Annotated in this window: 21 protein-coding genes and 4 tRNA genes; 18 read left to right on the plus strand and 7 right to left on the minus strand. The window is 60.0% G+C overall.

From position 1 onward, the window contains the following. Positions 1-8: 8 nt before the first annotated feature. Positions 9-1,082 carry an Mrp/NBP35 family ATP-binding protein gene (locus ACORLH_RS14225; protein WP_321832827.1) on the minus strand — a complete coding sequence of 358 codons (1,074 nt, stop codon included), beginning with the start codon at positions 1,080-1,082 and terminating at the stop codon, positions 9-11. A 332-nt stretch (positions 1,083-1,414) separates the two neighbouring features. Between ACORLH_RS14225 and ACORLH_RS14230 the strand changes: the two genes are divergently transcribed. The 4 genes from ACORLH_RS14230 (at position 1,415) to ACORLH_RS14245 (ending at position 4,068) form a co-directional block, all read left to right on the plus strand. Next, complete coding sequence (locus ACORLH_RS14230) at positions 1,415-1,633, plus strand: DUF1127 domain-containing protein (RefSeq protein ID WP_321829027.1); 219 nt, start codon at positions 1,415-1,417, stop codon at positions 1,631-1,633. 531 nt (positions 1,634-2,164) lie between these two features. After that, a complete protein-coding gene (locus ACORLH_RS14235; RefSeq protein ID WP_321829028.1) occupies positions 2,165-2,521 on the plus strand; it encodes a DUF1330 domain-containing protein in 357 nt (118 codons plus the stop codon). Between the two features lie 117 nt (positions 2,522-2,638). Beyond that, positions 2,639-3,553: a LysR family transcriptional regulator gene (locus ACORLH_RS14240; RefSeq protein WP_321829029.1), complete on the plus strand. Its 915-nt coding sequence runs from the start codon at positions 2,639-2,641 to the stop codon at positions 3,551-3,553. A gap of 113 nt (positions 3,554-3,666) precedes the next feature. Then, entirely contained in the window at positions 3,667-4,068 is a 402-nt protein-coding gene (locus ACORLH_RS14245; RefSeq protein ID WP_321829030.1) for a hypothetical protein, read from the plus strand. A 27-nt stretch (positions 4,069-4,095) separates the two neighbouring features. Here ACORLH_RS14245 and ACORLH_RS14250 read toward each other — a convergent pair whose 3' ends face one another. After that, positions 4,096-4,992 (minus strand): homocysteine S-methyltransferase family protein, encoded by an 897-nt coding sequence (locus tag ACORLH_RS14250; protein WP_321829031.1) that lies wholly within the window; start codon positions 4,990-4,992, stop codon positions 4,096-4,098. Between the two features lie 12 nt (positions 4,993-5,004). Further along, positions 5,005-7,518 (minus strand): ATP-dependent helicase, encoded by a 2,514-nt coding sequence (locus tag ACORLH_RS14255; RefSeq protein WP_321829032.1) that lies wholly within the window; start codon positions 7,516-7,518, stop codon positions 5,005-5,007. Between the two features lie 195 nt (positions 7,519-7,713). On the opposite strand from ACORLH_RS14255, the gene ACORLH_RS14260 reads away from it, so the two are divergent. From ACORLH_RS14260 to ACORLH_RS14305, 10 genes are all read left to right on the plus strand, one after another. Next, entirely contained in the window at positions 7,714-9,708 is a 1,995-nt protein-coding gene (locus tag ACORLH_RS14260) for a sensor domain-containing diguanylate cyclase (protein WP_321829033.1), read from the plus strand. Positions 9,709-9,799: 91 nt separating this feature from the next. Beyond that, on the plus strand, positions 9,800-10,933 hold the full coding sequence (locus ACORLH_RS14265; protein ID WP_321832828.1) for an alpha-hydroxy acid oxidase: 1,134 nt from the start codon (positions 9,800-9,802) through the stop codon (positions 10,931-10,933). A 219-nt stretch (positions 10,934-11,152) separates the two neighbouring features. After that, complete coding sequence (locus ACORLH_RS14270) at positions 11,153-14,614, plus strand: pyruvate carboxylase (RefSeq protein WP_321829034.1); 3,462 nt, start codon at positions 11,153-11,155, stop codon at positions 14,612-14,614. An 81-nt stretch (positions 14,615-14,695) separates the two neighbouring features. Next, positions 14,696-15,199, plus strand: a complete 504-nt coding sequence (locus ACORLH_RS14275) for a DUF2314 domain-containing protein (protein WP_321829035.1) — start codon at positions 14,696-14,698, stop codon at positions 15,197-15,199. A 158-nt stretch (positions 15,200-15,357) separates the two neighbouring features. After that, on the plus strand, positions 15,358-15,747 hold the full coding sequence (locus ACORLH_RS14280; RefSeq protein ID WP_321829036.1) for an MAPEG family protein: 390 nt from the start codon (positions 15,358-15,360) through the stop codon (positions 15,745-15,747). 167 nt (positions 15,748-15,914) lie between these two features. Further along, positions 15,915-15,989, plus strand: a tRNA-Gly gene (locus tag ACORLH_RS14285). A gap of 39 nt (positions 15,990-16,028) precedes the next feature. Next, a tRNA-Gly gene (locus ACORLH_RS14290) sits at positions 16,029-16,103 on the plus strand. Between the two features lie 49 nt (positions 16,104-16,152). Then, a tRNA-Gly gene (locus tag ACORLH_RS14295) sits at positions 16,153-16,227 on the plus strand. A 184-nt stretch (positions 16,228-16,411) separates the two neighbouring features. Continuing rightward, positions 16,412-16,487: transfer RNA gene (locus ACORLH_RS14300), tRNA-Thr, on the plus strand. A gap of 170 nt (positions 16,488-16,657) precedes the next feature. Continuing rightward, on the plus strand, positions 16,658-16,993 hold the full coding sequence (locus ACORLH_RS14305) for an Arm DNA-binding domain-containing protein (protein ID WP_321832829.1): 336 nt from the start codon (positions 16,658-16,660) through the stop codon (positions 16,991-16,993). Between the two features lie 354 nt (positions 16,994-17,347). On the opposite strand, the gene ACORLH_RS14310 is transcribed toward ACORLH_RS14305, so the two are convergent. The 4 genes from ACORLH_RS14310 to ACORLH_RS14325 all read right to left on the minus strand — a co-directional run bounded on the left by ACORLH_RS14310 (position 17,348) and on the right by ACORLH_RS14325 (position 21,114). Next, positions 17,348-18,115 carry an imm11 family protein gene (locus ACORLH_RS14310; RefSeq protein ID WP_321829037.1) on the minus strand — a complete coding sequence of 256 codons (768 nt, stop codon included), beginning with the start codon at positions 18,113-18,115 and terminating at the stop codon, positions 17,348-17,350. Between the two features lie 512 nt (positions 18,116-18,627). Continuing rightward, positions 18,628-19,158 (minus strand): DUF1415 domain-containing protein, encoded by a 531-nt coding sequence (locus tag ACORLH_RS14315; protein WP_321829038.1) that lies wholly within the window; start codon positions 19,156-19,158, stop codon positions 18,628-18,630. A gap of 173 nt (positions 19,159-19,331) precedes the next feature. Continuing rightward, positions 19,332-20,477, minus strand: coding sequence for a lytic murein transglycosylase (locus tag ACORLH_RS14320; RefSeq protein WP_321829039.1), 1,146 nt, complete (start codon positions 20,475-20,477; stop codon positions 19,332-19,334). Positions 20,478-20,649: 172 nt separating this feature from the next. Then, positions 20,650-21,114: an Lrp/AsnC family transcriptional regulator gene (locus tag ACORLH_RS14325; RefSeq protein ID WP_321829040.1), complete on the minus strand. Its 465-nt coding sequence runs from the start codon at positions 21,112-21,114 to the stop codon at positions 20,650-20,652. Positions 21,115-21,313: 199 nt separating this feature from the next. On the opposite strand from ACORLH_RS14325, the gene ACORLH_RS14330 reads away from it, so the two are divergent. Genes ACORLH_RS14330 through lpdA form a run of 4 tightly spaced genes read left to right on the plus strand, consistent with a single transcriptional unit; the run spans position 21,314 to position 26,199 of the window. Further along, a complete protein-coding gene (locus tag ACORLH_RS14330; protein ID WP_321829041.1) occupies positions 21,314-22,549 on the plus strand; it encodes a 3-methyl-2-oxobutanoate dehydrogenase (2-methylpropanoyl-transferring) subunit alpha in 1,236 nt (411 codons plus the stop codon). Between the two features lie 2 nt (positions 22,550-22,551). Then, on the plus strand, positions 22,552-23,565 hold the full coding sequence (locus tag ACORLH_RS14335; RefSeq protein ID WP_321829042.1) for an alpha-ketoacid dehydrogenase subunit beta: 1,014 nt from the start codon (positions 22,552-22,554) through the stop codon (positions 23,563-23,565). 3 nt (positions 23,566-23,568) lie between these two features. After that, positions 23,569-24,840, plus strand: a complete 1,272-nt coding sequence (locus tag ACORLH_RS14340; protein WP_321829043.1) for a dihydrolipoamide acetyltransferase family protein — start codon at positions 23,569-23,571, stop codon at positions 24,838-24,840. Then, positions 24,841-26,199, plus strand: coding sequence for a dihydrolipoyl dehydrogenase (gene lpdA / locus ACORLH_RS14345; protein WP_321829044.1), 1,359 nt, complete (start codon positions 24,841-24,843; stop codon positions 26,197-26,199). Positions 26,200-26,291 lie beyond the last annotated feature (92 nt).

Consider the following 26,291-nt stretch of genomic DNA (forward strand, 5'->3'; position numbering starts at 1 on the left):
GATAAGGCTCAGGCCATACCGCCCTGCACCAGACCTTTGGCAAGCCGGGCGTAGGCCTCGGCCACCGGGCCCTCCCCCAGCGCAACCGGCGCGCCACCATCACCGCCAAGGCGGGTGTCCAGATCAATGGGCAACTGCGCCAAGAGCGGCACGCCCATTTCCTTAGCCTCTTTGGCGACACCACCGTGGCCGAAGATATGCGCCTCATGTCCACATTCAGGGCAATGGAAGGTCGACATGTTTTCCACCAGCCCCAGGATCGGGGTCTTCAGCGTCTTGAACATATCGATCGCTTTGCGCGCATCCAGCAGCGCCACATCCTGCGGCGTTGAGACGATGATCGCCCCGTTCAGCACCGTTTTCTGACAAAGCGTCAGCTGCACATCGCCTGTGCCGGGCGGCAGATCGACGATCAGCACGTCCAATTCGCCCCAGTTCACCTGCCCCAGCATCTGCTGCAGCGCCCCCATCAGCATCGGGCCGCGCCAGACCACCGCCTTGTCCGGATCCAGCATCAGACCAATGGACATCAGTGTGACGCCATGGGCCCGCAGCGGTTCGATGGTTTTGCCATCGGGGCTGGCGGGGCGTTTGCTGACCCCCATCATACGGGGCTGTGACGGCCCATAGATATCTGCATCCAACAGACCAACCTTGCGGCCCTGTTTGGCCAGCGCCACGGCAAGGTTTGAGGAGACAGTGGATTTGCCCACGCCCCCTTTGCCTGAGCCAACGACCAGAATGCGGTCAACACCCGCAGGCCGCATCGGGCCGGCCTGCGGCGTGGGGTGGCCACCGATTTTCAGGCTGGGCGCCGGTTTCGCCGCGGGTGCCGGGCCATGGGCCGTCAACGCGACCGAGACTTTGGTGACCCCCGGCAGCGCAGCAACACAGCGTTCCGCCACGGCGCGCAGCGGTTCCATCATCTTGGCCGCTTCGGGGCTGGGCGCCTCAATCACAAACCGCACCTCAGAGCCGGTGATCTGCATCGCCCGCAACATGTCGCGACTCACCAAAGTGCCGCCATCAGGCAATTCGATCTGTGCCAGCGCATTTTCAATTTCGGTTTTTGTCGGTGCCATGGGTGCCATGTCGGTCTCCACCGTGATTCTTCTGCTAAATTCGCAGGCAAAGGTGACCCAAATTCCAGCACTTACAAGAGGGGTTTTCGATGCACCTTTACCCCCTTTGGTGCCCCTCAAGGGAATTAAGTTGATTATTAACAAAATCTTAATCGAAAAATTGCGATGAAGTGACCCAAGGGAAAATAGGTCAGTATTTCATATGCATCTACTGCATAGCTGCGTTGCGGCATCAGCGATTGTGCAAATGCAGCGTAAGGCACATATTGGCCTCATCAAACGAGACACGGCGCCACGACGGCGCAACAGACGCACGTAAGAAAGATAGACCAATGGCAAACGCATCGATCCTTCGCACTGAGACCTTCGGCATCGCAGACCGCTTCGCGGCGCTGATCCAGGACCTGCAGGAACGCCGTGCACGCCGCAAGCTGTTCCGTGAAACCCTGAACGAAATGTCGGCTCTCGGTGATCGCGAACTGCGCGACCTGGGCCTGAGCCGCAGCCAACTGCGTTCGGTTGCTTGGGAACACGCCTACAAAGGCAAATAAGAGTTAACGGGTTCAGAAGCCTCTCTCCTCCTCCCTGAGGCTTCTGTGATCTGGCGGTGACCTCCTCCTCCTCCCTGAGGTCACCGCACTGAATACGAAGGATCTCTCTCCTCCTCCCTGAGATCTTTCGTTGTCAAGCGCGGCGCTCTCCTCCTCCTCCCTGAGAGCGCCGCAACTGACAGCCCCGCAAGGGGCAACGTTATACGACCGGGTCTTCTCCTCCTCCCTTGACCCAGGTCGTTGTCAAGAGCGGTGGCCTCTCTCCTCCTCCCTGAGGTCACCGCGCCCTTGACCCAGATACGGCACTCTCCTCCTCCTCCCTGAGGGTGCCGCAAAGAAGACGGCGATACCCTCCTCCTCCCTGGGTGTCGCCGTTTTGTTTTTGCGCCCCCCTTTTTGCTTTCCCCGCTTTTTGCTTTCACCGCGTGTCGATGCCTCAATCCTGCACGGCCCCGGTGCAGCTTTGTGATCTGCGCCAGCCGCTGCCGATTTGCCACTCTGACTCCGTCACCAGCGCAAGAGGAGATTGAGATGCTGAGAGTTTTACTGACCGCCCTGACCCTAACCACCGGCGCCGCCTGGGCCGAACCGGTCTATCTGCTGGCCCAAAGTGATGTGACGGATCAGGAGGCCTTCTTTGACACATATGGCCCCGCCGCCTTTGCCACCCTGCAGGAGCATGGCGCGACGGTGCATTTTGGCGCCCAGAGCTATGAGCCCATCGAAGGGATTTGGTCCGGCAACTGGACTGCGCTGGTGTCTTTCCCGTCAGAAGACGCCGCGATGCGCTGGTATCATTCAGAGGGCTATCAAGCTGCACGGCCGCTGCGGATTGCCGCCAGCGCTGGCGGGAGGTTGATCCTGTTCCGGCCTGTGACGGCGGAGTAGGTCCAGGCGCGCGGCTTTCCCACAGGGGGTTGTTTTCTTGCGGCCAGACCTCAGGTTGAGGGCAACGCCGCCCTTCCCGCCGCCGCCCTGCCCGCCCCTGATCGTGAGACCGCACAGATGACAGCCCCCACCCCGCGCCCTGAGGATATCAACTGGGATGATCTAAAATACATCCACGCCCTGGCGCGGGCCGGATCACAACAGGGCGCGGCGGATGCCTTGCGGGTGACCCGCAGCACGGTTGGCCGCCGGCTGGAGGCATTGGAACAGCGTCTGGGCACCCAGCTGTTTGAACGGCGCAGCGATGGCGTCACCCTGACCGCGGCCGGGCACCATCTGCTGCCCCATGCTGAGGCTGTGGCGGATGAAATGGCCGCCCTGTCACGCCGTGTGGCGGGGTTGGATCAACAGATGACGGGCCTGATCCGCCTGTCGATGCCGCACTTTCTGGCGCAGAGCTTTGTGATGGACCTGCTGACCGATTTTGCGCGCACCTGGCCCGAGGTTGAGCTGGCCATCGATCTGAGCGCAGCAAACGCCAATCTGGATCAGCGCGAGGCGGATCTGTCGCTGCGCTACGCAACGGAAGTGGGGGATGCCGTCCTGGGCCGGCGGCTGGTCACCTGCAGCCTGGCGACCTATTGCAGCCCCAAGATGGCCGCGACCCTGAAGCAGCAGGACGACGGGCAAGGGCTGACCTGGATCGGCAGCTTTGAACCCGAAGGGCAAGAGAACGCGGATTGGATCGCCCACAGCCCCTACCCCAAGGCCCGGCTGAAACACCGAATGAGCGAAGGCGCAACACAGATTGCTATGGCGCGTGCCGGGCTGGGGCTGATCCGCCTGCCCTGTTTCATCGGCGATCTGACTGATGGGCTGACCCGCGCGCCCGGATCACAGCCCGTTGCTGGCCGCAGCCTCTGGCTGCTGCGCCACCCTGACCTGCGCCACAGCGCCAAGGTCACCGCACTTGCCGACCATCTGGCAGAAGGCATCCGCGCCAAACGGTCTGAGATCGAAGTGACGGTCTAGCCTGACAGATCCGCCCCCCTGCGGCAGAGCGGCGCAAGCGCCCGATCTTGCTTCCATTTGCGGGGCAAAAGCGTAGCCTCCAAGGCATCTTTTGACCGTAAGGGATTGACCCCATGACCCGGACCTCCAAACAGATTGTCGCCCCACATTTTGCCCGCATGTTTGCGGTTGGGCTGGCGGGTATTTCCGCCGCCGCCCATACGATTTTAGGAACACTGGATACGCTGATGCCGGTGATGCAGACCGATCTGCCGCTGTTTGTGCGCGGCACCATCTGGGCCGCATGGCACATGGTCAGCGGCTTTCTGGTCCTGTCTGCCTATGTGTTCTGGCAGGGTGGTCCGGCTGTACGCTATTTCGGCTGGCTCTACCTGCTGGGGGGCGCGTTGTTCATCGCCATCGCCCTGCATCTTGAAGGGGCCTACGGGCTGATCACCCTGCCACAATGGGTTCTGCTGCTGCCTGCAGGTGGCGCGGCCTTGATGGCCGGGCCACGCCTGCCCCTCAAACCCTAACGGGTGTGACGGGTCAGGCTGCTTTGTTCAAGCGTCGTGAAAATGCGCCTTCAGCGCCGCGATATGGCCTGACCCAATGCCACAGCAGCCGCCGATGATGCTGGCGCCTGCTTTGGCCCAAAGATCCGCCCAAGTGACATAGCTTTCCGGGCTCAGGTCTTTGCGCAGCTCGGTGATCTTATCGTTGGCGCCTTGATCGCCATCATCTTTGTGATCGTCAAAGGCATTGGCATAAACGCCCACCCGCATTGCCGATCCTGCAGTCTGCGCCGCCCCATTGGCGATCGCGATGGCCTGTTCCATCACCTCTGGCTGGGAACAGTTGAACAGAATGGCCTCAGCCCCAACCTCCATCGCCAATGCCGCAGCCGCCGCCACGGTTTCGCCGGACCGCAGCAGCGGGGCCTCCACCGTGTCATCGCGCAGCGTGAAGGAGATCCACAGCGGCCGGGCGTCGCCTTCCAGCGCCTTGGCTGCAGCTGCCGCCTCCTCAAGGCTGGAGGTCGTTTCAACCAGCCACTGATCGACATGCGGCGATTGTGCGGTGATCAGCTGCGCCAGCATCTCGGGCGCGCGGGCCGCATCAAAGGCCTGCGGTTCATAAGAGCCAAAGAGCGGCGGCAGACAACCCGCCACCTTGGCCCCACTGTCGCCCACAGCTTCGCGCGCCAGACGGCCCGCCCGGTCGGCAAGCCCCGCGCCCTGTTCGGCAAACCGGTCTTCGCCGATGTGGAAGGGCACCAAGGCATAGGCGTTGACGGTCACCACCTGCGCGCCTGCATTGATGAAATTGCGATGTGCGGCCACCACGGCCTCGGGGGCGTCGATCACCGCACCGGCCGACCATTCGGGCTGTTTCAACTCAGCACCGCAGGCCACCAGTTCCCGGCTCATCCCGCCATCAAGAAGGGTCATTTTCGTCATGTCTTCAATTCCTTAGAACGGCACATCGCCGCCTGCATCATTGGCCGCGGTGACAAACTTCGCCACCACTTTCTTGGGCCCGGCTTTTTCAAAGTCGATCTCCAGCTTGTCGCCTTCGATCCCGGTTATGCTGCCGTAGCCGAATTTTTGGTGGAACACTCGCTCACCCAGGGTGTAGGCGCTGACCGCCTGCAGATCGATCACCGTTTTCAGGCTTTCCTTGGGCTGGCCGACCGGGCGCTGATGGCTGCGCGCCTGCATGCGTTTCCACCCCGGTGAGTTATAGACATTGGCATCCGCCACGCGGCTGTCGATGGAGGAGGCCACGCCGCCCAATCCCCCCATACCCATACCGCCGCCATAGCCACCGCCCGCATAGCCCGATCCGGTCAGCACCTCGACGTGCTCCTCCGGGATTTCGTCAATGAAGCGCGAGGGCAACTGCGCCTGCCACTGGCCATAGACCCGCCGGTTGCCGGCAAAGGAAATGGTACAGACCTCTTCGGCGCGGGTGATGCCCACATAGGCCAACCGCCGCTCTTCCTCGAGGCCCTTGACTCCGTTTTCATCCATCGAGCGCTGCGAAGGGAACAGCCCATCTTCCCAACCGGGCAGGAAGACCACCGGAAACTCCAACCCTTTGGCCGCATGCAGCGTCATGATGGAGACCTTCTGCTCAGCGTCCTGGCTGTCATTGTCCATGATCAGCGCAACGTGTTCCAGAAAGCCCGAGAGGTTTTCAAACTGCTCCAGCGCCTTCACCAATTCCTTGAGGTTTTCCAGACGGCCCGGCGCCTCGGGCGTTTTGTCATTCTGCCACATCGTGGTGTAGCCGGATTCATCCAGGATCATTTCGGCCAATTCGATATGGCTCAGATCCTCATCCCCGGCCAGACGGCCCCAGCGGTCAATATTGTCGACCAGCAGCGCCAGCTCTTTGGCGCCTTTGCCACCGATCCCCTTGTCCTGCAGCAACAGGCGGGCGCCTTCCACCAAGGGCACGCCGTTCTGACGCGCCGCCATCTGGATCTTCTGCTGTGCCTTGTCGCCAAGGCCGCGCTTGGGCGTGTTCACGATCCGCTCAAACGCCAGGTCATCCGCAGGTGAGGTCACCACACGGAAATAGGCCATGGCATCGCGGATCTCCATCCGCTCATAAAAACGTGGGCCGCCGATGACGCGATACGGCAAGCCGATGGTCAGGAAACGGTCCTCAAAGGCGCGCATCTGATGTGAGGCGCGCACAAGGATCGCCACCTCATCCAACCCATGTGGGCGGACACCGCGCGCACCTTTTTGGCCGGCCTCAATCTCTTCTCCGATCCAGCGCGCCTCTTCCTCACCGTCCCAATGGCCGATGAGCCGCACCTTTTCGCCGTCGCCCTGATCCGTCCAAAGGGTTTTGCCCAAACGGTTTGAGTTGCCCTGAATAACGCCTGAGGCCGCCGCCAGAATATGTGAGGTTGAACGGTAGTTCTGTTCCAGACGGATCACTTCGGCGCCGGGAAAATCCTTTTCAAACCGCAGGATATTGCCCACTTCGGCGCCGCGCCAGCCATAGATCGACTGGTCATCATCGCCCACACAGCAGATGTTTTTATGCCCGCCCGCCAGAAGCCGCAGCCACAGATACTGGGCCACGTTGGTATCCTGATACTCATCCACCAGAATGTATTTGAAGCGGCGGCGATACTGTTCCAGTAGATCCGGGTAGCGCTGGAAGATCGACACCACATGCAAGAGCAGATCGCCGAAATCGCAGGCGTTCAGCTCGATCAATCGGCGCTGATACTGTTTGTAGAGCTCAATGCCCCGATTGTTGAACGCCGCCGCCTCAGAGGTCGGCACCTGTTCCGGCGTCCAGGCGCGGTTTTTCCAGTGATCAATCACCCCCGAAAGCTGCCGCGCCGGCCAGCGTTTGACATCCATGCCCGCCGCTTCGATCAGCTGTTTCAGCAGACGGTTCTGATCGTCGGTGTCCAGAATCGTGAAATTGCTTTTCAGATGGTTCGGGATCGCGGCCGGGGCAAACGGCTGGCCCGTCAGATCTTCCAACACATCATCCTGCTGAGCCGCCGCCTGCGCCGTAGTCTGGGCCGCAGCCAGGGGATCCTCCCCCCCCGCGCCCAGCGCCAGTTCCAGCGTCACCAGTTCCGCATGGCGGCGCAGCAGTTTCACACAGATCGAATGGAAGGTGCCCAGCCAGGGCATCCCCTCCACCGTCTGGCCCAGCAGCCGGCCCACCCGCTCTTTCATTTCGCGTGCGGCCTTGTTGGTAAAGGTGACCGACAGAATCTCATGCGGGCCCGCGCGGCCGGTGTTCAGCAGATGCACAATCCGCGTGGTCAGCGCCTTGGTTTTGCCGGTGCCCGCGCCTGCCAGCATCAGCACCGGACCATCCAGCGCCTCCACCGCGGCGCGCTGCGCCGGGTTCAACTCATCCAGGTAAGGGGCGGGACGCGCGGCCATGGCACGTTGAGACAGCGAAGCGCCTTCGAAGGCATCGAATTCATCATAGTCGGTCATGGTGCGATCCTAACGTGATTCAGCCGCCGCGAAAAGAGGACGTTCGCAGAATGTTCGCATCCCACCGCAAGGGCACAACTGACTAAAATCCGCTGTAGTTTGACGCGAAATCCACACGGTTTCGCGCTGGTGTTAACGGTTTGGAAAGCCCCCCCCAGTCAAGGTGAGGCCGGGGATACCAGGAAGGGGCGGAAGATGGCCAAACCACTCACTTATTATATGCAACAGATCAGGCGTGCGGTCCTGGCACTTGGCTTTGTGGCGCTGATCACCGCGGTGGCGCTGCTGGCGGTGTTGAAAGCGCCCGGCCCGATTGTTGATCGGTTGATTGAGGATGACATCCGCGCCCAATCCGTTTTGTGGCAGCGTCAGGTGATCCTGCAGTTGGACGATGCGGAACACAGTTTTGAAACCGCCACCGTCAGCGAACATGATCGTCATTTCCTGTTGCTGATGGTCGAAGCCTCGGACGTGTTCCGCTTTCATCTTTTTGACAAAACCGGCCATGTTTTCTGGTCCACCGATACCAGCAAGATCGGCCTGGATGAAGAACGCCCCTATTTCCGCGAATTTGTGGCGCAGGGGCAGGTCTATTATGTCGATGAGGTGCAAACTGGCGCGGAGATCCAGGCGGCCCACGCCGGCCATGACGCACATGATCCAAACCATGCCGAACCCCTGATCCACCCCGACGCCTATGAAGAGCGGCATGTCGCCAAAATCTCAGTCCCTTACCTGCACAACGGGCAGTTTGACGGCGCGATTGAGTTCTATTCGGATATTACTGAGCTGCGCAGTTCTTTCATTGCGCGGGTGCGGCTGATGTTGGCGATCATCGCCGCTGTGGTGCTCAGCACCATGACCATCGCCGGTCTGGCCCTGCACCGCGCCAACCGCAGAAATGTCGCCCAGCTGAACCTCAGCAATGCCAAAGAACGAGACATCGTTGACAAACAGCTGCGCCTTGCCCGCGAAGTGCAGCTATTGGGGGAGCTGAACGAATGGCTGCAGTCCAGCCACTCGCTGGAGGAACCGTTCCAGATGGTCGCGCGTTTCATGACCCATATCCTGCCCAATGCGGAGGGCAGCGTTTACGTCTATTCCAACTCCCGCGATGTGTTGGAGGGCTGTGGCAAATGGAACGGCGGTGAGGTCAAAGCGCAGATCCACCCGGAGGAATGCTGGGGCTTGCGCCGCGGCCGCACCTATGAATTTGGCGCCTCAGAGGTGGACTTCACCTGCGATCACGCCGAACCTCATGATGGCCGCCCCTATTACTGCTTTCCCATTCTGGCCCATGGCGAAACCGTCGGGCTGATGCATCTGCGCGCCGTTGCCGGAAAAGAACGGGCTTTCCGAAGCAACAAGAAACTGGCCCAGATGTGTGCAGAACAGCTGTCCATGGCGATCGCCAATGTGCGGATGCGGGATCAGCTGCAGGATCAGTCGGTACGCGACCCGCTGACCGGGCTGTTCAACCGCCGCCATATGACCGAATGCCTGCGCAAGGCAATCAACAACAGCCAGAACACCGGCGTGCCGCTGAGCCTCATCGCGGTGGATGTGGACCACTTCAAAAAGTTCAATGACAACCATGGCCACGACGCAGGTGATATGATCCTGCGCGCCGTGGGCACCGCATTGGAAAAGGCCTGCGATGGCGATCAGGTCGCCTGCCGTATGGGCGGCGAGGAGTTTACGCTGATACTGCCCGGGGTGAAAAACGCTGATGTGTTGCGCAAGGCCGAACATCTGCGCAAAGCGGTCGAAGCGATCTCACTGCGCTACGGCGAGAAAACACTGCCGACGGTCACCATTTCGCTGGGCGTTTCGCACTATCCGCAGCATGGCACCCTGCCGCAGGAGCTGATGCGCTGCGCCGACGAAGCGCTCTACGCCGCCAAGGCCAAAGGTCGCAATCAGGTCCGGCTGGCCAACACGGTGAGCCCCAGCCCCCGCGATCCATCCGCGCAAGTGGCGGAAGAGGACGCCACTGTGGCTGAGTTAAACACCACCCCATCTGCTCAAATGCCTGACCCGTCGAACGAGTCGCTGGCGGAAACTTGGGACAGAGATCTGGCCGCCGATCGTGCCGCCACTTCGGAAGCGTCAAGTGGTGAGGACGCGACGGAGCCAGCCCCGTCGGATCAAGAGGAGGGCCACAAAGCCGGCAATGTGGCGGCCCGTTGAGTTCCACGTACGCGAAACTGGCAACATCCGTCGGGCGTTTGAGGCGCAATCAAGTCTGGACAATCCCCTGCGCAGCTTTGCAAATACCGGCATGGATCTGCATCAACGCTACCCCGCCCTCTCTGACCTGAAAGCAAAGGCGCAAAAACGTCTGCCCTGGTTTGTCTTTGAATACCTCGACAGCGCCACCGGGGAGGAGCGCACGCAGCTGCGCAACCGTCATGGGTTGGATGCGGTGCAGCTGATGCCCTCGATCCTGCATGGCGAACAAGAGGTAGATCTTTCGGTCGATCTCTTTGGGCAACGCCATCCCCTGCCCTTTGGTGTCTCACCCGTTGGCATGTCCGGTCTGTTCTGGCCCAACGCCGAACGGCTGCTGGCCGCCGCCGCCACCCGGCACGGGCTGCCCTATGGGCTGTCGACCGTGGCCAGCCGCACACCTGAGGAGGTAGGCGATTGCCTGAACGGCAATGGTTGGTTCCAGATTTACCCGCCGCGCGATCCTGAGATCCGCGCCGATATGTTGAAACGGGCGCGCGATGCAGGTTTCACCACCTTGGTTCTGACCGTGGATGTGCCGGTGGCCAGTCGCCGTGAACGGCAGGTTCGTTCGGGCCTAACCAGCCCGCCACGGCTGACCCCGCGTCTGCTGGCGCAGGTGGCCCGCTGCCCGGCCTGGGCCATGGGCATGGCGAAAATGGGCATGCCGCGGATGCGGCTGATCGATGGCTATGCGGATAAGGCGACCGGGCTCAGCTCCACCGAACATGTTGGCTACCTGCTGCGTACCTCCCCGGATTGGACCTATCTGCAGGCCCTGCGCGATGCCTGGGACGGCCCGCTTGTGGTCAAAGGTGTGATGGATGCGCGCGACGTGAAACCGCTGGAAGCGGCAGGCGTTGATGGCATCTGGGTCTCAAATCACGCCGGGCGCCAGTTTGACGCCGCCCCGGCCAGCATCGATGTGCTGCCCGCCATCCGCGCGGAAACCAAGCTGCCGGTGATCTTTGACAGCGGCGTCGAAGGCGGCCTCGATATCTGCCGCGCTGTCGCTTTAGGCGCAGATTTTGTCATGTTGGGGCGGGCATGGCATTATGCACTTGGGGCATTAGGGGCAAAAGGACCGGATCATCTGGTGGATCTGCTGCGCCGCGATCTGTTGGCCAACATGGGGCAAATGGGGGCCAAAACACTGACAGACCTGCCGCAACGGCAGCTACGCTGAGGCGCAGCATTTCCCGATAGGTGACTCGCAGATTCGGAATTAGATCATGCATAAATGCAAAACCGGAGGCGCCAAAATGTGTCAACACAAGCAAGTTTATCGCTAACATGATTTTTTTGGTCACCTAAAGTGACCGATAGCGCCCAAAACTGTTGCGCTGCAATGCAGCGACATGCCAAGCACTGTCACAGTAATTTCACGGACCGCGGGAGGTGCGCCATGACCGAGATGACCGACGTCACAGCAACTGAGTTCAACAAGATCCTGATCGCAAACCGGGGCGAGATTGCCATCCGGATCATGCGGGCAGCCAACGAGCTTGGGAAAAAGACCGTGGCGGTCTTTGCCGAAGAGGACAAATTGGGGCTGCATCGCTTCAAGGCGGATGAAGCTTACCGCATCGGTGAAGGCCTGGGCCCTGTGGCCGCCTACCTGTCGATTGATGAGATCATCCGCGTTGCCAAGGAATGCGGCGCGGACGCGATCCACCCGGGTTATGGCCTGCTGTCGGAAAACCCCGACTTCGTCGACGCCTGCGCCGCAAATGGCATCACCTTCATCGGCCCCAAGGCAGAAACCATGCGCGCGCTCGGTGATAAGGCCAGCGCCCGTAAGGTTGCGATCACCGCAGATGTGCCGGTCATCCCCGCCACCGAGGTGCTGGACGACGATATGGAGGCGATCAAGAAAGAGGCCGCTGAAATCGGCTACCCCCTGATGCTGAAAGCCAGCTGGGGCGGCGGCGGACGCGGCATGCGCCCGATCCTCAGCGAGGATGAGCTGGAAGAAAAGGTGCTGGAAGGCCGCCGTGAGGCCGAAGCGGCCTTTGGCAATGGTGAGGGCTATCTGGAAAAGATGATCACCCGTGCCCGCCACGTTGAGGTGCAGATCCTCGGCGACAGCCACGGTGAGATTTACCATCTTTGGGAACGGGATTGTTCGGTCCAGCGCCGCAACCAGAAAGTGGTTGAGCGCGCCCCGGCCCCCTACCTGACAGAAGAACAGCGCACCGAGCTTTGTGATCTGGGCCGCAAGATCTGCGCCCATGTGAACTATGAATGCGCTGGCACCGTTGAGTTCCTGATGGATATGAACACCGGCAAGTTCTATTTCATCGAGGTGAACCCCCGGGTGCAGGTGGAACACACCGTCACCGAAGAAGTCACCGGCATCGACATTGTGCAGGCGCAGATCAAGATCGCCGAAGGCAAGACATTGGCCGAGGCCACCGGCAAGAACAGCCAGGATGAAATCCGTCTGAACGGCCATGCGCTGCAGACCCGGATCACCACCGAGGATCCGCAGAACAACTTCATCCCCGACTATGGCCGTATCACCGCCTATCGCTCGGCCACGGGCATGGGCATCCGTCTGGACGGAGGCACCGCCTATTCGGGCGGGGTGATCACCCGCTACTATGACTCGCTGCTGGTCAAGGTCACCGCCTGGGCCCCAACGCCCGAGGCGGCGATCCACCGGATGGACCGGGCGCTGCGCGAATTCCGTATTCGCGGCGTGTCGACCAACATCGCCTTTGTGGAAAACCTGCTGAAGCACCCGACCTTCCTCAGCAATGAATACACCACCAAGTTCATCGACGAGTCGACCGATCTCTTCAACTTCAAGAAACGGCGCGACCGTGGCACCAAGGTTCTGACCTATATCGCCGACATTTCGGTCAACGGTCACCCTGAGACAGAGGGCCGCCCTGCCCCGGCTGAGGATCTGAAACTGCCAAAACCGCCCGCCCACGGCGATGAGATCCCGGCCGGCACCCGCAACCTGCTGGAAGCCGAAGGCCCGAAAGCCGTTGCCGACTGGATGCTGGCGCAGAAGAAGCTGCTGCTGACCGACACCACCATGCGCGATGGCCACCAGTCGCTGCTGGCGACCCGGATGCGTTCGATCGATATGATCCGTGTGGCGCCCAGCTACGCCGCCAACCTGCCCGAGCTGTTCTCGGTCGAGTGTTGGGGTGGCGCAACCTTTGATGTGGCCTATCGCTTCCTGCAGGAATGCCCGTGGCAGCGTCTGCGCGACCTGCGCAGCCGCATGCCCAACCTGATGACCCAGATGCTGCTGCGCGCCTCAAACGGGGTGGGTTACACCAACTACCCTGACAATGTGGTGCAAAGCTTTGTGGCGGAGGCCGCCAGAGGCATCGACGTGTTCCGCGTGTTTGACAGCCTGAACTGGGTGGAAAACATGCGCGTGGCGATGGATGCGGTGAATGAGGCGGGCAAGGTCTGCGAAGGCACGATCTGCTACACCGGCGATATTCTGGATCCGAACCGCGCCAAGTATGACCTGAAATACTACGTCAACATGGGCAAGGAACTGGAAGCCGCCGGCGCCCATGTGCTGGGCCTGAAGGATATGGCAGGCCTGCTGAAACCGGCCGCCGCCCGTCAACTGGTCAAAGCCCTGAAAGAAGAGCTGTCCATACCAGTACATTTCCACACCCATGACACCTCGGGCATTGCCGGGGCCACCATTCTGGCCGCCGCAGATGCGGGTGTTGATGCTGTGGATGCGGCGATGGATGCCTTCTCGGGCGGGACGTCGCAGCCCTGCCTTGGCTCCATCGTGGAAGCGCTGGCCAACACCGACCGGGACACCGGTATCGACATTGGCCGCATCCGTGAGGTCAGCAATTACTGGGAACAGGTGCGCGCGCAATACACCGCCTTTGAAAGCGGTCTGGCGGCCCCGGCGTCTGAGGTTTACCTGCACGAAATGCCCGGCGGTCAGTTCACCAACCTCAAGGCGCAGGCGCGCTCGCTGGGGTTGGAGGAACGCTGGCATGAGGTGGCGCAGATGTATGCTGACGCCAACCAGATGTTTGGTGACATCGTGAAGGTGACGCCTTCGTCCAAGGTGGTCGGCGACATGGCACTGATGATGGTCAGCCAGGGCCTGACCCGCGCCGACGTCGAGGACCCAACCAAAGACGTGGCCTTCCCCGACTCGGTTGTGGATATGATGCGCGGCAATCTGGGCCAGCCTCCGGGTGGTTTTCCCGCCGGCATCGTGGCCAAAGCGCTGAAAGGCGATGCGCCCAACACCGACCGCCCCGGCGCGCATCTGGCGCCCGTGGATCTGGAAGAGGTCCGCGCACAGGTCAGCGCCGATCTGGACGGGTTTGAGGTGGATGATGAGGATCTGAACGGCTACCTGATGTATCCCAAGGTCTTCATGGATTACATGGGCCGTCACCGTCAGTACGGCCCGGTCCGGACCTTGCCGACCAAGACCTTCTTCTACGGGATGGAACCGGGTGATGAGATCACCGCCGAGATCGATCCGGGCAAGACGCTGGAAATCCGCCTGCAGGCCATTGGCGAGACCGATGAAAACGGCGAAGTGAAGGTGTTCTTTGAACTGAACGGCCAGCCGCGGGTGATCCGCGTGCCGAACCGTCTGGTGAAATCCGCCACCGCCGCCCGCCCCAAGGCCGAACTGGGCAACCAGAACCACATCGGCGCACCGATGCCGGGTGTTGTGGCCTCAGTCGGCGTCTCGGTCGGTCAGGAAGTGCATGAGGGCGACCTGTTGCTGACCATCGAGGCGATGAAGATGGAAACCGGCATTCACGCTGAACGCGACGCGGTTGTGAAAGCCGTGCACGTGCAGCCCGGCGGTCAGATTGACGCCAAGGACCTGCTGGTCGAACTGGAGTAATCCACGCGCCTAGCGCGCATTGACATCAGGAAAATCGCGGGTCACGGTGCCCGCGATTTTTTTATGTATTGGATGACCATTATGCTGCGATCTCTTGCGCTGTCCCTCACCCTCTCCCTCAGCTGTGCGCTTAGCCCCCAGGGCGCACTGGCGCTGGATACCACCGTCAACACCAGTTCAGACAACAAGGAGATGGTACAGGCCATCGTGGAGGCCCGCGCGACCCTGGACACGATCCTGGCGCGCGTGCCTGTGGCCAATGGCACCTACCCCGACGCCTTGACCCTGAAGGTTGCGGTGCCTGTGAATGCAGACGGGATTGAGAACGAAAACATCTGGGTCCGCGGCGTGCGGCCCGAAGGCGGCGATGCCTTCACGGCCGTTTACGCCAACCACCCGCGGGACATCAAAGGCGCCCAGATCGGTGACGCGCTGCACTTTGAGCATGCGCAGATCATCGACTGGGCTGTGCCCTCTTACGGCAAGTTCTATGGCCATTACACCACCCGGGTTTTGCTGCCGCAGCTGTCCGAGGAAGATGCCGCCTATATGCGCAATATTCTGCACGCCACCCCCATGCCCTAGGCCCTAGGCCCTAGGCACATGTGGCGGCTCCGGACCGCAGTGGCGAACAGGCTAACCTAAGGGCAGCGCAGCGCCAAAGCGGCCATTAACGCTGGCCTGCCCTGAAACTTTGCGCCACGCTTCGCCCCGATTGAAGTGTTTCACAGCCGGAGAGCCCCATGCCCCTGATCGCCACACCGCTATACGCAGGCCTTGCCGCCCTGTTGTTCCTTTACCTCTCGGTTCGGGTGATCGGCACCCGTCAGTCCGAAAAGGTCAGCGTTGGTGACGGTGCCAACAAGGCGATGATCAAAGCCATGCGCACCCAATCCAACTGCGCGGAATATGCCCCGATCTCGCTGCTGTTGCTGCTGTTGGTCGAACTGCAGGGCGCCCCAACCTGGGCGGTGCATGCCCTTGGTGTGATATTCCTGGCCGGCCGGCTGCTGCACGCCATCGGCTTTGGCCGCACGCCGCAGATCATCCCCCTGCGCAAGTCTGGCATGATCCTGACCTTTGCAATGATGGCCTTTTCCGCTCTCGGCCTGATCGCCCACAGCCTGATCTGACAGGAGCCTTTGGCCTGACCCGATGGCGCGGCTGGACCTGCCCTGCCCCTTGTAAAAAAGGTGCAGTTGGCAGGCCGGACCAATTTAGCCGGTTTTTTTGCTCGCCTTTGGCATTTTCCTCTTGCGGCCCCCGGCCAGTGTTTGTATTCCACGCCACACCTAAGGAAGCGGGCGTAGCTCAGGGGTAGAGCATAACCTTGCCAAGGTTAGGGTCGGGCGTTCGAATCGCCTCGCCCGCTCCAATAGGTTACCCATGACGGTCACCCACCGTCGAAAAGGAAGCGGGCGTAGCTCAGGGGTAGAGCATAACCTTGCCAAGGTTAGGGTCGGGCGTTCGAATCGCCTCGCCCGCTCCAAATCTCCTCCGAACGGGGGCGTCAGAACCGCGTCAGTGTTCACAACGGAGCGGGCGTAGCTCAGGGGTAGAGCATAACCTTGCCAAGGTTAGGGTCGGGCGTTCGAATCGCCTCGCCCGCTCCAATTTACTACCCACACCATGATATCTGTGATCTGACGCGGGCCTCACCGCATCCAGTGTTGCGCTTCCACAGGCTTTGCACCGCACAGCACAACACCCGGAATTTTCCACCGCCAATTCACATTGCCCCCTTGCACCCCCCTGCCCTCTCGGCTAATCCAAGTCCCAGACCAGAACGCTGGTCATGCCCCTATAGCTCAGCTGGTAGAGCAACTGATTTGTAATCAGTAGGTCCGCGGTTCGAGTCCGTGTGGGGGCACCATTTTATCATCCAGTTGCATCCAAGTTGGTCCGCCAATAGCCTGTATTCGCAGGCTTTTCGCTGTGGGTTTGTCCGGTGATGTCCTGCCACGTGCGCTACTATCTACCCCTATGTGGGGTACCGATCTGGGGTACGTGTCATGAGACATCTGGAAGGTCCCCCATCCGGTCCTGAGCGATGCAAGGATTCGGCCTCTAAAACCTAAAGAAAAGCCTTACAAGCAAGCCGACTTCGACGGTCTCTATCTGCTGATCAAGCCGAATGGGTCGAAACTCTGGCATTTCAAATACCGCTTGCTGCGAAAAGAGAGGCTTCTAGCGCTGGGCAAATACCCGGAAGTGACTTTGGCCGATGCGCGACAAAAACGGGATGAGGCCCGTAGTTTGATCGCAAAGGACGAAGATCCCTCGAGCATACGCAAAGATCAGAAAGCCAAGGCGGCAGCTGAGCAAACCGAGACCTTCGCCAAGATTGCCGCAGAACTGCTCGCAAAAAGCGCACAGTAGGCCGGGCAGAAGCTACACCCTGAGCCAGAAAACGGTGCGTAAGCTGTTAAAGAAAGCCAATAAGGACCAGCCTATTGGGATAGCTGCGCCCCTTGATAATATAATCCGCATCGTGAATTCGCGGTCGGACTAAGTGGAACCACCTTGCACAAGACAGCGCTTCGTCAGAGATTTTGGAACCAAGGGCGGCGCAAACTAAGAGGGTGTTCGCGTCACCAAAAACCTCGATTGAAAACAGGCGATGCGCTTGGGGGCTGCCAAATACAGATGGGTCGACTCCACCATTTGATGCCGCAAAGCGATCGGCTGCTTTCCGTAGCTTTTACGAGTCGGTTCCACGAACAAAGTTTGCCATTATGCTATATGCCCGATGCTCTCATGAAGTTTTCTGTCTGCGGCGAATCGAGTTTCGGTATTTTCGACTAGCCCCGTCAGCAGCTCTGATTTCAGACGCAAAAAGGCTGATCGTGAGAAGCAAGCACGCCCCAGGAAAAAGCTCAATCCCCAAAAAGGAAATCTCTCTAAGTGGCTTTGAACTTCTGAGTAAGTCTCCATCTCATAAACCATTCCTCCATCGCCAAAAATACCGGGGAAGGGAACGCTTACAACAGGCCGTCCTAGAGTAGAGTTTTCATAATAAAGCCGGTTCCTAAAAACGCACCAATAAAAGGTTTTTTCCACGGGCTCATTCGCGCTGCTAAAGATTTCAACGGGAAAGAAGTACGCGGTGTCTGGGTCAATGTCTTCAATAACCGATTTGGCGCGTTCGCTAACGATCATAAATGGTGTCCACGGGTGGATATCGGGCAAATGCTCAATCAGATCATCATTGTTTACACGCAGCTTCGGGGCAAATGGTTGAAGCTCCTTTGGGTCGACCGTCAGAACCTTGTGTTCCCAATGCGCTGCCATAACGTCTGGAATAGCAACATCACGAAAGCGCTTCGCATTTGTCGGAATCCAGGATACGTCGCGCACAGGGGGGAAATACGGCGTTTCTCCAATCTCTCTGTAGGACAGATGCCCATCCAACGTTCCCCCCATCATGGGATAAAACTTGGCGTCTTTTCTAACACTCGAACTTGGCACTTCCAAAACAAGTGGTGGTATCGCTTCGACCATTCTTACTAAAGCCTCCATTCGAATTTATCACTTGAGGATGGCATTCGACTCTTGAGTTCATGAGCTGACAAAACCAGCTAATCTAGTTCCAAACAATCACGTAGTAGCACCCCGTATGCGCCGCAACTCGTGATACAGGTTTTCCGGCAAGAGCCGAACATCTGAAGTATGATCAAGTCGATCGACAGAGGGCTTTTGGTCAAAAATTGAAATCCCCCCGAAATTTTGAAGTGTGCGTAAGCAGAGTTTTCTCGAAGATGAAGGAGAAGATTCTCATAGAGAAACCGAAATACGAAAGTAATGGTGGCTCCCCAACTGTTAGCGGGAATCATCCCACACTTGGCGGTTCGGTTAGTTTTCTGGCGAATGACCGGATCGTGTATAGGTGGCAAGCCTACGCCGGGCGCTTCGAAACCGTGACCGTCCGGGCCCACCTGCGTGATCCTCCCCCACTGAAGTGATCCGCCCGTATAGTTAGGTAACGGAGGCAGCGACAAGTCACTGCAAACACATCACTTCCCCCAGGGGCAAAGAGCTTCGACTTGCGGACGGCCCAGTTTTTTCAACGTTTCGATATTGTCCAGGTAGATCTTCTCAGGGTTCGAAACATGGGTGAGGATCCGCGCCATGTGATCCTGACGCAGCAGGTGAATCGTTGGGTAGGGCGCGCGATTGGTGAAGTGGCTGAGATCCTCTGCATCCACCCCCTCAAACTGATAGTGTGGATGAAAGGACGCCAGCTGCACATGATCGGTCAGATCCGCATCCTCCAACAATTGCTGGAACCAATCGAGGAGGTCGAGGTAATCCTCAAACGCCTCCACACCCTGGGTGAACATGAGCAAGCTTGTCGCGACATCATTTTCGTTGGCCCCAAGCAGGCGCTGCAATTCATCCAAAAAAAACTGCCTCAATTCCGCATCCGCGGTGGCGTCACAGACGGCATAATGGACTTGGTTGCGGGCGATGACACTCAGTGAAAACGGACATAGGTTGAGCCCGACGACCATTTGATCAAGCCAAAGACGGGTGGTTTTGACCACGTCCTGATGGGCTTTGGGCAGCGTCTCTGGGTCGAACTTAGTGATACGAAAATTCCTTTCCTGTTTCGCCCGCTTAAACCACGGCGCCTTCGGATTTCCAACTTGTTTGCCGAAGCTCGTCCCTGCGGCTCCGTTTGGTCGGAGGATCCGTTTCTGGCTTTTCTTAAGATTGGTTAACTCAGGCGGGCAAGCAGATCGCGGTTGGCTATACCGGTGATTGCCAGCCCTTGTCGTTTCTGAAAATCGCGAATGGCGGCTTCGGTTTTGGCGCCGATCACACCGTCAACCGTGCCAACGTCGTACCCTTTGGCTTGCAAACCACGTTGGAGTGCCAGCCGATCTGCTTTGGTCAACCCATTGGTATCGGGCGGGAAGGTTCCGCGCAGGGGGCCCGCCCCGCCGAGGCGATCGGCGAGATGGCCCACCCCGAGCGCGTAGAAATCGGAGTTGTTATAGGTCTTCAGCACATTGAAATTGCGGGTGATCACGAAGCTGACGCCGCCCTGTTGCGGCTGGATGGTGCGTCCTAGTGGTGCGCTAGGTCCGGCCTCCGCCCCCCAAGTCAATCCGGATTGCCAGCCGTTGCGCGCCAGATAGCTGGCGGTGGAGGCCAGCGCGTCGCTTGGATCCTGCCCCCAGACATCGCGCCTGCCATCACCGGTGAAATCGACAGCAAATGACTGGTAGGAGGTGGGAATGAACTGCGTGTGCCCCATCGCCCCCGCCCAGCTGCCGGTCAGTTTGGCCGGTGAGATGTCGCCACGCTCAAGAATGCGCAAGGCGGCGATCAGCTGCGTTTCGTAAAAGGCGCCACGGCGGCCTTCAAAGGCAAGCGTCGCTGTGGAGGAGATCACCGGGATCTGTCCACGCTTTTCGCCAAACTGACTTTCCATGCCCCAAATCGCCGCAACGATCTGCGCGCTGACACCGTATTTTCGTTCAATCGCGGCAAGTGTACTTGCATGTTTCGTCAGAGCGGCGCGGCCTTTTGCCAGCCTGTCATCTGACGTGGCAATCGACAGGTATTCTTCCAAAGTGCGCCGGGTTTGAATCTGGGTTTTGTCCCGGGTGATGACCCCGGGCAGGTAGCCAACATTTGCGAAAGCCACCTGCAAGGTACTTTCGGAAATGCCTGCGGCCCGCGCGCGTGGTCTGAAATTCGCGATCCAATTTGCAAATGCCGGGTTGGCTACCGGTTTGAGGTCTGATGGCAGGTTGCTGACACCAGCCCCCGTTGCCGTCGGGGACCTGCCGGCCACGCAGGCGGAAAGGGCCAGCCCAGCGCTACTTGCGAGGAAATGACGTCGGTTCATAATCATGGCTTTGCCAAGAATAGTAGCGTCCAACCAAAAAGGAAGATCGTATCAGGACCGGGGTTGTTATTTTCCTTCCCAACGGTTTTGGGCAAAGGCACTGATCAAGCAGTCCATCCCGGAGGGTTTGGCAGACCCTTTAACGAAAAGCTTTTGAAAGCACCGCAGGAAAAAGCGCTTAGGGCAACCGGTTGCGGTTGATGAATTTTTGCAAGGCAAACCGGGACTTTACGTTGCGCAGGCCGGGAATGCGCATCAGCTTTGACTGCAGGAACATGTCAAATTCCTCCAGGCTTTCGACGGCGACTTCCAACAGGAAATCCTGTGCCCCGGTCATCAGCGTGCCGGTCACCACCTCTTCAAACAGGCTGACCTGGCGTTGGAAATCGGCGATCTGTTCGGCGTCTGTGCGCTCCAACTCGACCGAGACATAGGCGGTGATGCCATGGCCCGCGACCTTGCGATCGAGCGTCACGCCGTAGTGGGCGATCAGCCCGCTGTCCTGCAGCCGCGCCAAACGACGTTTGCAGGGGGTGGCGGAGAGGCCAATGCGTTCAGACAGATGAACCAGTGAAATCCGGCTGTCAGCCTCCAGTGCACGCAAAATCTCTCGATCCAGATGATCTAGGGTGATTTTGGCCATGTTTCTGCGGATCCTTAGTGATTTGGAGCTGATTTAGGTCAGGATAGCTGTCAGAATTGCGTTAAGCAACTACTCTGTTTCCCCTAGAATACTGCGCAGCCGAACCTGCGCCAGCCATGATCTGTTATGCTGGTGGCAGAAGACTCAGACTTACCGCAGGGCATGCCCCTTGCGTTCACCCAGACCGGAGGGGGGTCGGATGACATCTACCTATGAACCGCTTTCACTCAATGTGCCGGAACCGGGGTGCAGACCCGGCGACACGCCTGATTTTTCGGACTTTGAAATTCCACGTGCGGGGGAGGTCCAACGCCCCCCTGTGGATGTGGATCCCGACACGATCCGCGATATGGCGTTTTCCATTGTGCGGGTCCTGAACAAGGACGGTCAGGCCGTTGGGGACTGGGCCGGGGCCCTGACGGCGGAGGAGCTGCGCCAAGGTCTGCGTCACATGATGACGCTGCGGACCTTTGATGCGCGGATGCAGACCGCACAGCGGCAGGGCAAGACCAGTTTCTACATGCAGCATTTGGGTGAAGAGGCGGTGAGCTGCGCCTTTGCCCGCGCCCTGCAGCCGGGGGACATGAACTTCCCCACCTATCGTCAGGCCGGTCTGTTGATCGCCTCGGACTATCCGATGCTGACGATGATGAACCAGATCTATTCCAACGCCGAAGATCCGCTGCACGGGCGCCAGTTGCCGATCATGTATTCGTCGAAGGCGCATGGGTTCTTCTCGATCTCAGGCAACCTTGGCACCCAGTTTGTGCAATCGGTGGGTTGGGCCATGGCCTCTGCCATTTCGGGCGATACCAAGATCGCCACCGGCTGGATCGGGGATGGCTCCACCGCCGAAAGCGATTTCCATTCGGCGATGGTCTTTGCCTCCACCTATAAGGCGCCGGTGGTGTTGAATATCGTCAACAACCAATGGGCCATTTCGACCTTCCAGGGCATCGCACGTGGCGGTGTCGGCACCTTTGCGGCGCGCGGCCATGGCTTTGGCATTGCCTCTATCCGGGTGGACGGCAACGATTATCTGGCGGTGCATGCGGTGGCCAAATGGGCGGCTGAACGGGCCCGTCTGGGCCATGGGCCAACCTTGATCGAACATGTGACCTACCGCGCGGGCGGGCATTCCACCTCGGATGATCCATCGGCTTATCGGTCCGGCAGCGAAGCCGACGCCTGGCCCCTGGGCGATCCGCTGGAACGCCTCAAGGCGCATCTGATCGCCATCGGGGAATGGACTGAGGACCGTCACACACAAGCCGAAGCGGAAATTCTGGATGAGGTCACCACCATTCAAAAACAGGCCGAAGCAGTTGGCACCCTTGGTGACGGTCAGGCCCCCAGCCCCCGCGACATGTTCGAAGGGGTTTATGAAACCATGCCGCCTCATCTGATCCGGCAACGTCAGGAAGCGGGGTATTAATCATGGCACAGATGACAATGATTGAAGCCATCCGGGACGCCCATGACGTGGCGATGGCTGCGGATGACAAAGTGGTGGTCTTTGGCGAAGACGTCGGGTTTTTCGGCGGTGTGTTCCGCTGTACCGCTGGCCTGCAGGAAAAATACGGCAGCGCACGCTGCTTTGATGCCCCGATCAACGAAAGCGGGATCGTGGGCACCGCCATTGGCATGGCGGCCTATGGGCTGAAACCGGTGATCGAAATTCAGTTCGCTGACTATGTCTATCCCGCCTATGACCAGATCGTGTCTGAGGCGGCGCGCTTGCGGCATCGCTCAAACGGGGATTTCACCTGTCCGCTGGTGATCCGCATGCCCACCGGCGGCGGCATCTTTGGCGGCCAGACCCACAGCCAGTCACCCGAGGCGATCTTTACCCATGTGTCGGGCCTGAAGGTGGTGATCCCCTCAAACCCGGCAGATGCCAAGGGGTTGTTCCTATCGGCGGTTGCGGATCCCGATCCGGTGATCTTCCTCGAACCCAAACGGCTTTATAACGGCCCGTTTGACGGCCACCATGACCGCCCCCTGACCTCATGGAAGAAACACCCGCTGGGCGACGTGCCTGATGGCGATGTGTCGGTGCCGCTGGGCAAGGCCAAGATCACCCGTGAAGGTGCGGATGTGACGGTTTTGGCCTACGGGACAATGGTTTACGTTGCCGAGGCCGCCGCGGAAGAGGCTGGCGTCGACGCTGAGGTGATCGACCTGCGCACCCTGATGCCGTTGGATCTGGACACAATCGTCGCCTCGGTTCAAAAAACCGGCCGCTGCGTCATCGTGCATGAGGCTACCCGCACCTCGGGCTTTGGTGCTGAGCTGATGAGCCTTGTGCAGGAAAGCTGTTTTTACCACCTCGAGGCGCCGATGATCCGCGTGACCGGATGGGACACGCCCTATCCGCACGCGCAGGAATGGGAATATTTCCCGGGTCCGGCCCGTGTTGGGGAAGCCTTGAAAAAAGTGATGGAGGGGTAAGCCATGGGTATTCACGCAATCAGACTGCCCGATATCGGTGAAGGCATTGCCGAGGCCGAATTGACCGAATGGCAGGTGAAACCGGGCGATATCGTCAAAGAAGACGACATCCTGGCGGTTGTCATGACCGATAAGGCCGCGGTGGAAGTGCCGTCCTCGGTTGAGGGCAAAGTGGTCGAATTGGGCGGTGAGATTGGCACGCTGATGGCCGTTGGCGCCGTGTTGATCCGGATCGAAGTGGACGGCGAGGGCAACGAAGGCGACATCGCTGAAGACGCCGCACCACCGCCCGCTGCCGCACCGGCCCCCAAGCCGGAGGCGCCGAAGCCGGTGGCTGCACCTGCGCCGAAACCCACGCCGGCGCCTGCGAGTTCTGCAGCCCCTATCGTGGCACGCGCGCAGGGCACCAAACCGCTGGCGTCACCTTCTGTGCGGGGCCGCGCCCGTGACGAAGGCATCGACCTGCGTCAGGTGCCGGGGTCCGGCCCTGCCGGTCGGATCAGCCATGAGGATCTGGATCGCTGGATCGCCTCTGGCGGTATCCAGCAGGGCGGCGTGACCCGCGCTGCCAACACCGGCATCGAAGAAGTGCGCGTCATCGGCATGCGCCGTAAGATCGCCGAGAAGATGCAGATCTCCAAACGGCAGATCCCGCATATCACCATCGTCGAAGAAGTCGAGATGGAGGCGCTTGAAAGCCTCCGCGCGGCGCTCAACGCCAAACACAAGGGCGACCGCCCCAAGCTGACCATCCTGCCGTTCCTGATGCGCGCCATCGTCGAAGCGGTGCGTGAACAGCCCGAACTGAACGCGCACTATGATGATGAGGCCGGTGTGATCCATCGCCACGGCGGGGTGCATGTGGGCATCGCCACGCAAACCCCGAACGGGTTGAACGTGCCGGTGATCCGCCATGCTGAGGCAGGCAGCCTCTGGGACAATGCGACCGAGCTTGGCCGGCTGGCCGATGCCGCCCGTGACGGCACCATCAAGATTGATGAGTTGCAGGGCGGCACGATCACCATCACCTCGCTGGGCCCGCTTGGCGCCCTGGCAACAACGCCGATCATCAACCACCCCGAAGTGGCCATTGTGGGCGTGAACAAAATGCAGATCCGTCCGGTCTGGGACGGCCAGCAGTTCCAGCCGCGCAAGATGATGAACATCTCCTGCTCCTTTGATCACCGGGTGATCGATGGCTGGGATGCGGCAGTGTTCGTGCAGAAACTCAAGACCCTGCTGGAAACCCCAGCGATGCTGTTTGTGGAGGGGTAAATGGCTGATAAGAAATGTAAACTTCTGATCATTGGCGCCGGTCCCGGCGGCTATGTCTGTGCGATCCGTGCCGGCCAGCTGGGCATTGACACGATTGTGGTGGATGAGGCCGCACCGGGCGGCACCTGCCTGAACATCGGCTGCATCCCCTCCAAGGCGCTGATCCATGCGGCGGATGAATTCCACAAGATCACCCATGCCAATGACGGCCCCTTGGGCATCAAAACCGGGGACGCCAACATCGATCTGGCCGAAACCGTGGCCTGGAAAGACGGCATCGTCTCCCGTCTGACGGGAGGTGTTGCCGGGTTGATGAAACGCGCGGGCGCGCAGTATGTGCAAGGGCGGGCCCGCTTCCTTGATGGAAAAACCGTCGCCGTCAGCAATGGCGATGAGGTCACACAGATCCGCGCGGAACATGTGGTGATCGCCTCAGGCTCCGCCCCGGTTGAGCTGCCGTTCCTGCCGTTTGGCGGCGATATCCTCTCCTCGACCGAGGCGCTGTCCCTGGACAGCGTGCCGGACACACTGGCCGTTGTGGGCGGCGGCTATATCGGTCTGGAACTGGGCACGGCCTTTGCCAAACTGGGCACCAAGGTCACTGTGGTTGAGGCGGCGGATCGGATCCTGCCAACCTATGACAAGGCGCTGACCGCGCCGGTGGCCAAACGTCTGGCGGCGCTGGGTGTGACCGTGATGACCGGGGCCAAGGCCGAAGGCTTTGCCGAGGGGCAGCTCACCACCGATCAGGGTGTCGTTCAGGCGGATAAGGTGCTGGTCACCGTCGGCCGCCGTCCACGGACGCAGGGCATCGGCGTGGAAGAACTGGCACTGACGCTGGACGGGCCGTTCATTCGGATCGATCAGACCTGCCAGACCTCAATGCGCGGGATCTATGCGATCGGCGATGTCACCGGGGAGCCGATGCTGGCCCATCGGGCGATGGCGCAGGGCGAAATGGTGGCGGAGCACATCGCTGGCCATGCCGTGGAATGGGACAAACGCGCCATTCCGGCGGTCTGTTTTACTGACCCTGAGATTGTCACCTGCGGCGCCCTGCCGGGCGAGGTTGAGGGCACCAAAGCGTCTGAATTTCCCTTCATGGCCAACGGCCGCGCGATGACCTGCGAACGCGAAGATGGCTTCATCCGGGTGGTCTTCCGTGAGGCAGATCATGCGGTGCTGGGGCTGCAGGCGGTTGGCGCCGGGGTCTCAGAACTCTCCGCAGCCTTCTCGCTCGCCATCGAAATGGGCGCCTGTCTGGAAGACATCGGATCCACAATCCACGCCCATCCAACCCAGTCCGAAGGCCTGCAAGAGGCCTGCCTGCGCGCCTTAGGCCACGCATTGCACATCTAACCCAACCACCGGCCCGCACCTCCGCGGGCCGGTGCGCCATCAGTTGAATGAGATGGCGCATGAAATCCAGGTTGATTGCTGAAGAGGCGATA

The organism is Thalassovita sp. (assembly GCF_963691685.1).
Lineage (GTDB): Bacteria > Pseudomonadota > Alphaproteobacteria > Rhodobacterales > Rhodobacteraceae > Thalassobius.